11 protein-coding genes are annotated in these 7902 nt (G+C 69.7%); 3 read left to right on the top strand and 8 right to left on the bottom strand.

Annotated elements, in window-relative coordinates:
* Positions 1 to 406, top strand: a 406-nt coding sequence (locus D7X55_RS31365) for an MFS transporter (RefSeq protein ID WP_147470277.1), incomplete at its 5' end; no start/stop codon positions are given.
* A 2-nt stretch (positions 407 to 408) separates the two neighbouring features.
* Here D7X55_RS31365 and traC read toward each other — a convergent pair.
* The gene (traC, locus tag D7X55_RS31360; protein ID WP_120550224.1) at positions 409 to 2226 is read right to left on the bottom strand and encodes an outer membrane exchange accessory lipoprotein TraC; all 1818 of its coding nucleotides are present in this window, start codon (positions 2224 to 2226) and stop codon (positions 409 to 411) included.
* A 274-nt stretch (positions 2227 to 2500) separates the two neighbouring features.
* Between traC and D7X55_RS31355 the strand changes: the two genes are divergently transcribed.
* The gene (locus D7X55_RS31355; protein WP_120550225.1) at positions 2501 to 2737 is read left to right on the top strand and encodes a hypothetical protein; all 237 of its coding nucleotides are present in this window, start codon (positions 2501 to 2503) and stop codon (positions 2735 to 2737) included.
* 153 nt (positions 2738 to 2890) lie between these two features.
* Positions 2891 to 3682 (top strand): FRG domain-containing protein, encoded by a 792-nt coding sequence (locus D7X55_RS31350; protein WP_121724984.1) that lies wholly within the window; start codon positions 2891 to 2893, stop codon positions 3680 to 3682.
* On the opposite strand, the gene D7X55_RS31345 is transcribed toward D7X55_RS31350, so the two are convergent.
* The 7 genes from D7X55_RS31345 to D7X55_RS44890 all read right to left on the bottom strand — a co-directional run.
* Entirely contained in the window at positions 3639 to 4145 is a 507-nt protein-coding gene (locus D7X55_RS31345; RefSeq protein ID WP_121724983.1) for a hypothetical protein, read from the bottom strand. The genes D7X55_RS31350 and D7X55_RS31345 overlap by 44 nt on opposite strands.
* Positions 4146 to 4155: 10 nt before the next feature.
* The gene (locus tag D7X55_RS31340; RefSeq protein ID WP_233610183.1) at positions 4156 to 4899 is read right to left on the bottom strand and encodes a hypothetical protein; all 744 of its coding nucleotides are present in this window, start codon (positions 4897 to 4899) and stop codon (positions 4156 to 4158) included.
* Positions 4900 to 4934: 35 nt separating this feature from the next.
* Entirely contained in the window at positions 4935 to 5417 is a 483-nt protein-coding gene (locus D7X55_RS31335) for a hypothetical protein (protein ID WP_233610182.1), read from the bottom strand.
* 45 nt (positions 5418 to 5462) lie between these two features.
* Complete coding sequence (locus D7X55_RS31330; protein WP_233610181.1) at positions 5463 to 6212, bottom strand: hypothetical protein; 750 nt, start codon at positions 6210 to 6212, stop codon at positions 5463 to 5465.
* A gap of 35 nt (positions 6213 to 6247) precedes the next feature.
* The gene (locus D7X55_RS31325) at positions 6248 to 6754 is read right to left on the bottom strand and encodes a hypothetical protein (RefSeq protein WP_121724981.1); all 507 of its coding nucleotides are present in this window, start codon (positions 6752 to 6754) and stop codon (positions 6248 to 6250) included.
* 8 nt (positions 6755 to 6762) lie between these two features.
* Positions 6763 to 7386, bottom strand: coding sequence for a hypothetical protein (locus tag D7X55_RS31320; RefSeq protein ID WP_120550231.1), 624 nt, complete (start codon positions 7384 to 7386; stop codon positions 6763 to 6765).
* 182 nt (positions 7387 to 7568) lie between these two features.
* Positions 7569 to 7902: hypothetical protein (locus D7X55_RS44890; protein ID WP_233610180.1), on the bottom strand; the 334-nt coding region annotated here is incomplete at its 5' end.

Below are 7902 nucleotides of genomic sequence, written 5' to 3'. Positions count from 1 at the left end.
GCGCTCCACGGCGCTGGCGGTGGCGGGCGTGCTCACCGGCGTGGGCTTCGGGCTGCACGCGCTGCCCGCCACGGTGCCGCTCGCGATGGCGGCCGTGACGGTGTGGACGCTGGGAGAGATTGTCCACTCGCCGGTGGCGCCGTCGGTGGTGGCGGACCTGGCGCCGGCGGAGCTGCGCGGCAGCTACCAGGGCGCGTACCACATGATGTGGGGCCTGGCGTCCAGCATCGCCCCGGCGCTGGGCGGCGCGATGCTGGGCCACGTGGGCGCCACCGCGCTGTGGGCGGGCTGCTTCTTCGTGGGCCTGGCCGCGGCCGCGTGGCACGTGACCATCGCGGGCGCGCGCAGGCGCCGGGTGGAGACGCTGCGGCTGGAGCGCCCGGAGATGAGCGCCAGCCTGGACTGAGGCTACTGCCCCACGCCGAGCAGGGCCGCCGGGTTCGTCAGGCCGCGCGCGCGGGCGACGGGCTGGAGGATGTCCTGCGGGGGCGCGTCCGCGGTGAGCAGCAGCGCGCGCACGGCGGTCTCCACCACGTCCTCGGCGCCGGGGCGCACCATGCCTCGGCGGGCGTCCTCCACGCGCTTGCCGCGGTACAGGTCGAAGCGCTCCTTCACGTGCTTGGCCACGTCCGCCACGGCCTTGTCGCCCGCGTCCACGCGCAGCTCCAGCTCGTTGCGCAGCTGCACGGGGTCCGCGAGCACGCCGTAGCGGTCATAGCCCTTGTGCGCCAGGTCCTCGTGCAGCACCGCGTAGTCCTGCGTGTTGGGCGCGGGCACCTGCTGCGGCGTCAGCAGGTCGCGCATCACCGACGTCACGGTGGCCGTCACGGTGAGCCGGTGCAGCTGCACGTCGTAGACGAAGTCCGAGTACATGGGCTCCTCCACGGTGATGGGCTCGCGGAAGACGGTGTCGCGGTTGCGCTGCACCTCCGAGCGCTGCAGCTCCGCCTTGTCCAGCGCCGCCTGCACCGCCACCTCCAGCACGCGCGCCGCCTTGGCCTTCATGGACATCAGGCCCTCGTCCTGGGTGCACTGGCCGGAGCAGCGCTCCGGGTCGCACTCGCCAGGCAGCTTGCCGGGGCTCTTCGCGTCGCGGGCCTCCTCGCCGCACTCCTGGATGGCCAGGCGGCACTCGCGCTTCTCCCGCTCGCGGCAGCGCTCGGCGGCGTCGCGCAGCGTGCCCAGCTCCACCTGCGCGCGCAGGTACTCGCGCAGCACGGCGGCCTGCTTGCGCTCCACGCCCTCCAAGGTGCGCTCGGCCTCCAGCAGCTTCTTCTCGTAGTCCCCGCGCTTGGGGTTGGGCACGGAGCGGTTGCCCGCGAGGTAGCGCTGGCTGCGCTGGGAATCCTCCACCGCCTTGAGCGGCAGTACGCGCTCCAGGGACAGGTCCAGCTTCACGCCCACGCGGCCCGCGGGCGCCTCCGTGACGACCTTCAGGGGCAGCTTCGTGGGGAGCGCCGCGGCCAGCCGGCCCGCGCTCAGCCGCTGGGCGACGTCCGGCGCCTGGGCATTGTCCTCCACCGGCGTGGCCACCACCAGGAAGGCCACTTCGTCGCGCAGCTTCTGGCGCACGGCCTCCGCGCGCTCGCGGGCGGCGGTGGCGCCCACGCGCTCCTGGTCCGCGCGCACGTAGGCGACGAGCGCGTTGCCCAGCTTGCCGGCCTTCTCCAGCGTCTCCGCGCTGGCATAGAAGCGCTTCGCCCACGCCACCTGCACGGCGTCCACGCCCTTGCGCGCGCTCACGTGGTCCGGAGACACGGCCAAGACGGCATCCAATTCCGCGCGGGCGTCCTGGAGCTTCTCCTCCTTGAGCAGCCCCAGGGCCACCTGCACGCGCGCATCCAGCGTCTGGGCGAGCAGCGCGCGAGCGCCTTCATGGTCCGGGTTCAGCTCCAGCACGCGCACCAGCAGCTTGGTGGTGGACGGCAGGTCGCCAGACGCATGGGCGGCGCCGGCCTCCTGGTAGACCTCCTCGCCCCACTCCCGGCGCACCGCGCGCAGCTTCACGGTGATTTCAGAGGCCTCCGGATCCGCGGCCAGGGCGCGCAGGTAGGCGGCTTCGGCTTCCGCCCAGTGGCGCTCCTTCACGGCGCCGTCGCCCTCGCGCACGGCGCGGGAGAAGGCGGAACAGCCGCTGAGCAGCACGAGCGACAGCAGCGCCAGGGCGCTCAGCCAGCGGGAGGAATCACGAGGGGTTCGGGCGGCGGGGGAGCTCACGTGCCGCATTCTCGCGGGAAAGCGCTCCAGGCGTGAAGATTCCGGTGGCCCGGCCGGCTGGTTACTCCTCGTGAAGGCAGACACCGTGGCGGGGCGGGCCGCGGACGCCCGACGTCATTAGGCTGTTGTGCCTTTTGAATGTGTCACACCCACACGGTCTTCTGCTGGCAGCGATGAGATGGGGTGCAAGCGTTCAGTGGCCGGGTGATGACCGGCCGGGAATGACGCGACGCACCAGTCAGTAGAGGGAATCAGCACCCACGAGGGGGGCTAGAGGAATCCAATGCCTTGTCCACAGCCGCGTCCCACCAAGTTCCACCCTCCGCTGCGGGCCGAAACGTTCTCCATCGAGGACCACCGCAACGTCCACTGCCGCTTCTACGGCGGCTGCATCGACGTGGCGGTCCGTCAGGACTGGGAGAGCTTCACCTGCGCCAAGTGCCCCCTGTTCCAGCAGGACAAGGCGCCGGGCGCCAGTTCGTATGCCTTCACGCAGCCCGCGAACTTCGGGCAGCCGTAGGGTGTCTTTGTTTCAAGCGTTGAGTTGAGACGGCCGGGCGTCCTGGCCCTTTTTGGCAGGGACGCCCGTCGTCCGGTCCCGCCTCCTGTACGTCCGGACACTGCGTTCTTCGCGGGCCCGGATGCACCTTGTCCGGTTGCGAGGGGGCAGCGGATGCAGGAGCAGCGGGTCACATCGTGGTTGGAGTTGCAGGAGCTCTTGTTCGCGGGCTCGTGGAACGAGCCGTTGCGGCGGTTCCGCACGAACTTCGTGTTCCGGGGCGTGCCGGACGCGACGCTGGATTTGACGGCGACGCTCAACCGCCAGGGGGCGTTCGTGCGGCAGGAGCGCGACCTGCTGCGGGCCTTCCGCAAGTACGCGCGGGGTGTGCCGGGCACGGAGCACCTGACGTCCATCTGGGACTGGCTGGCGTTGGCCCAGCACCACGGGATGCCGACGCGGCTGCTCGACTGGACGTTCAGCCCGTACGTGGCGCTGCACTTCATGACGGAGCGCATGGACCTGCTGGAGCAGGACGGCGCGGTCTGGTGCGTGGACTACCACCAGACGAACCGGCACCTGCCGCAGCCGCTGCGTGAGCAGCTGCGGGTGGAGGGCGCGGACGTCTTCACGGGGGAGATGCTGGCGTCGGTGGCGGGGGACCTGGCGGCGTTCGACGGGCTGGCGGAGCACCCGTTCGTGTTGTTCTTCGAGCCGCCGTCGTTGGACGCGCGCATCGTGAACCAGTTCGCGTTGTTCTCGGTGATGAACGGGCCGGGGCTGAGCCTGAACGACTTCCTGGGGCACCAGCATCAGGGCGTGCGCAGGCTGGTGGTGCCGGCGAAGCTCAAGTGGGAGATCCGGGACAAGCTCGACCAGGCGAACATCACCGAGCGGGTCCTCTTCCCCGGCCTGGACGGCCTCAGCCGCTGGCTGCGCCGCTACTACGCTCCACGTCCCCGCTAGGCTCGGGCGCCGGTGGCTCCGGCGCGGGAGGTGGCGGGGCCCGGGGAGGCTCCACGGGCGCGCCTTCATCCGGAGGCCCAGGGGATTCCGCGACCACGTCTCCCTGGGGAGTGACCGCGTAGAAGAACCAGCCATCCAGGATGCGCCGACGTGGCCCCACGCATCGCTCGAAGTCGGGATCCACCAACACGTAGTAGAGGCCTGGCGTCGGGCCCGTGAAGAGCGAGACGTTGACGCCGTCCTCGGGGTGCTCGCATCCGGAGAACAAGCGGCGAGGGTTCGTCCTGACGAACTCGCGAACAGCGCCCATCGCGGCCTGCACGGCGCCCGCGGGTATCGGGCTCTCCACGGGCCGGGCCGACCGTTCATCCGGCCATTCAACGACGCCTTTCCAAGCGGCAGCAGGGTGCCTGCACCCGGACATCACCAGCAGGAGCCCCAGCCATCCATGTCCCTGTCGCATCCGCCGTCTCCTACTCATGCAGCAACCGGAGAGCGCCACCTTCGCAACGGGGCGCGACACTGAGACCACCGGCACGAGCAGGCGCGCAGCGTCCCAGGAGGAGCCAGTCCTTCCGGGCCTCGCTCCACTGTTCAATCTCACCTGAGGGAAAGTAGCGCAGGAAGATGCGGGTTCCATCCTGACGCTCCGCGACCACGACGGAGGCCATTTCGAGGAACGTGTCCTGGAACCGGGCCGGCGCGGGGTTGCCTGGAATCAAGCGGACCTCCGCCATCGTGACGGCGGGCCTGAACGCATCCGTGGGCCAGGCGCCCAGGTCTGGTGAGGAGGGCAGCGCTCCGCAGGGATGGTTGTGGATGTAGCCCACGACCCAGACCTGGGAAGCGGGATGGTCCGCGTCCTCCACCGCGAAGAAGGGCGTGCACCGGTTGTGGCGCTCCCGAGTGGGCTCGGTGACCCGCCAGGACAAGGCGTCACGCGTTCCCGCCACGTAGACCGTCGAACAGTACTCGGTGGAGAGTCCTGGAATGGGCCGCTGCGTGCTCGGGTCGCACGTCTTCGCTCCTGGGAGCCGGAGCAGCGCATCCGCCACGTCGCGAAGCAGCGAGATGGGAATGGACCGCTCACCCGTCGGCATCACGACGGCGGGCACCTCGGACCACGGTCCCCGGGCACGCTCGGGCTCGGCGAGGGTGCTCGGCCCACCGGCGCACCCCACCAGCCACCCCAGCCATGACAGCAGCGCGAATCGCACGGCGCGCATCCTCGCACCCACATGAAGAGAGCGCCTTATTCAGTCACGGTGCCGCTACTACGCTCCGCGTCCCCGCCAGGGCCGGGCTCCGGTGCGGGGGGCGTCGAAGGCGGCTGCACGTCCGGAACTGGTGGCGGGACCGCGAACGAAGCGTCTCCCGCCGGAGGTGGGGCCTTTGCAAGCACCTCTCCCTGGGGAGTGACCGCATAGGCATCCCATGCATCGAGCATTCGGATGCGCGGGCCTCCACACCGCCTGAAGTCCTGGTGGACCGCGACGAAGTAGAGGCCCTGGGTCGGCCCGGTGAAGACGGAGACCGCCAGACCCAACTCCGGGCTGGAACAGCCCTGGAACAACGTGGGGTCGGGGTTCGTGCGGATGAACTCCCGTACCGCGCTGGCGGCGGCGACCACGGCCCCGGCGTCCATCGGTTGCCCCACGAGTGTGGCGGACGTCTCGTCGGGCCATTCGATGGGCGTCGTCCACGCCTTCGGCTTCGCGGCACATCCCGCGAGCACCGCGATGCATCCTGCCGCCACAACCCTACCCCTCATCGACGCTCCCTATTCACGCAGCAGTCGCAACGGCCCATTCGTGCACCGGGGCTCCGCCCCCAGGTGGCTCTGGGTCGGCGTGCAGGTGCCCAGGAGAACCCACGTTCGCCGCCGTTCACTCCATTGCTCGACCTCGCCCGTGGGAAAATAGCGCAGGTAGACCCGGGTGCCGTCCATGCGCTCCGCGACCAGGGCGGAGGCCATCTCGATTGCCAGGTTCTTGAAGAGGGCGGGCGCAGGATTGCCGGGGACAAGGCGCACCACCGCCATGGCCGTGAGCGGATCAATCGCATCCGTCGGCCAGGCCATGAGGTCCACCGAGGAAGGAGGGCTGCCACACGGGTGGTTGTGGATGAAGCCCACCACCCAGACCTGCGAGGCCGGATGATCCTCATCCTGGACGTGTTGAGGCGCGGAGCAGCGACTGGAGCTTCCGCGAACCGGCTCGGACACGCGCCAGGACAAGGCCTCTCGCCCGCCTGCGACATAGACGGCCACGCAGTACTCCGTGGACAAGCCCTGGATGGGCCGCAGCGTCGCGGGGTCGCATGTCCGGGCACCTGGACGACCGAGGAAGGCGTCCGCCACATCCCGTATCAGGCCGATGGGGATGGAGTTGTCCCCCGCGGGCATCTCGACCGCGGGCACTTCCGCCCAGGGACCACGCCCCGTCTTCGCGGTCGCGAAGGGAGTCGGCGCGGACACAGAGCCCGCGCACCCCACCAGCAACACCAGCCATGACAGCAGCGCGAATCGCACGGCGCGCATCCTCGCACCCACATGAAGAGAGCGCCTCATTCAGTCACGGTGCCGCTACTACGCTCCGCGTCCCCGCCAGGGCCGGGCTCCGGTGCGGGAGGCGTCGAAGGTGGCTGCACGTCCGGAGCCGGCTGCGGGGCTTCCCCTGGCCCCAGTGGATCCTTCGCGACGACCTGCCCTTGGGGAGTGACCGCATAGACATCCCAACCATCCAGGAGACGGAATCGCGGCCCCTGGCATCGGACGAAGTCGTGGATCACCCTCACGTAGTAGAGCCCCTCTGTCGGCCCCGTGAAGACCACGGCCACCAGTCCCTGCTCCGGGCTTGAACACCCATCGAACAAGCGTGGGTAGGGGTTGGTGCGGATCAACTCGCGGATGGCACCCGCGGCCGCGAGAACAGCTCCAGCCTCCATGGGCTGTCCGACGAGCTTCGCGGATTGCTCGTCAGGCCATTCGACAGTCCCCTTCCAGGCAGGGGCACGGGCGGCGCATCCCGTCACCATCGCCACGACCCCGAACAGCGCGCAGACGTTCTTCATCCCAGTTCCTATTCGGCAAGCAGTTGGATGGCTCCGTCCCGGCACAGCGGGGCGGAGCTGTAACGGGTCCGCGTCGGGACGCACGTGCCCAGAAGCCGCCAGCGCCGCTCCCGCTGGCTCCACTGCTCGATTTCTCCCGTGGGGAAGTAGCGCAGGAAGACGCGTGACCCGTCCTTCTGCACCGCGACAAGGGCGGAGGCCATCAGCAGGGGCTGTCCCTTGAACGTCGCAGGCTTGGGGTTGCCTGGAATCATCCGGAACTCCGCCATCGCGGGCTTGCCCACGAATGCATCCGTTGGCCATACGGTGAGGTCGAGGGTGGACGGTGGCGTTCCGCAAGGATGATTGTGGATGTAGCCCACGACCCAGATGCGGTCGGAGGGGTGGTCACTGTCCGTCACGTCGGAGGATGGCTGGCAGCCGTTATAGGACCCACGGAGGGGCTTCGTGACCCTCCAGGACAGGGCGTCATCCGTCCCCGCGACGTACACCGTCGAGCAGTACTCCATGGACAGGCCCACGATGGGCCGTTGGCTGACGGGATCGCAAGCCTGCGCACCGGGGAGCCTGAGCAACGCGTCGGCGACGTCCTTGAGCAAATCGATGGGGAGGGTGACATCTCCCGTCGGCATTTCGAATGAAGCGACTTCCGACCAGGGCCCCCGCACCGGTTCGCCCCGTCCAGGTTCGACGTACCGCTCACCGGAGGAGGGCGCGCTCGCGCAAGCCGTCATGAGCGCGAGCAATGGCCAAAGGCGTTTCATCGAGGGGCCACCCTAGCCGCATGCCCCCTCAGGACCAATGCCCGGGCGCCTCACGCGTGCACGGGTTCCCCACCCACGGGCCCGGACAGGTCGCGGTCGCGCCGGGCCGCGCGCTCCGCGTCTTCCCTTGCCCACCGCGCGTCATCCTCTCGCGCGTTCTTGTGCGCGAGCGCTCCTCCCACGATGGCTCCCCCCAGCACCAGCATCATCACCAGGATTCCCACCAACATCGCGCCGACGATGAGCATCTGGACCACCTCCAGCTCCAACGGTGCGTCGCGCCCGCCCCTCCCGCAGGCCCGGGACGACATGCCCTTCGGGACCTTGCCCCCCTGTCCGCGCGCCCGGCGCCTCCTCCTGGCGATGGACAGACATGGGTCGCAC

Origin of the sequence: Corallococcus sp. AB049A, assembly GCF_003668885.1 — a bacterium.
In the GTDB taxonomy this organism is placed as follows: Bacteria; Myxococcota; Myxococcia; order Myxococcales; family Myxococcaceae; genus Corallococcus; species Corallococcus interemptor.
This window is presented reverse-complemented; position numbering and strand designations above follow the sequence as displayed.

Coding starts and splice junctions, on each gene's coding strand:
- traC (WP_120550224.1), bottom strand. CDS start 2,226: ATGCGGCACGTGAGCTCCCCCGCCGCCCGAACCCCTCGTGATTCCTCC.
- D7X55_RS31355 (WP_120550225.1), top strand. CDS start 2,501: ATGCCTTGTCCACAGCCGCGTCCCACCAAGTTCCACCCTCCGCTGCGG.
- D7X55_RS31350 (WP_121724984.1), top strand. CDS start 2,891: ATGCAGGAGCAGCGGGTCACATCGTGGTTGGAGTTGCAGGAGCTCTTG.
- D7X55_RS31345 (WP_121724983.1), bottom strand. CDS start 4,145: ATGCGACAGGGACATGGATGGCTGGGGCTCCTGCTGGTGATGTCCGGG.
- D7X55_RS31325 (WP_121724981.1), bottom strand. CDS start 6,754: ATGAAGAACGTCTGCGCGCTGTTCGGGGTCGTGGCGATGGTGACGGGA.
- D7X55_RS31320 (WP_120550231.1), bottom strand. CDS start 7,386: ATGCCGACGGGAGATGTCACCCTCCCCATCGATTTGCTCAAGGACGTC.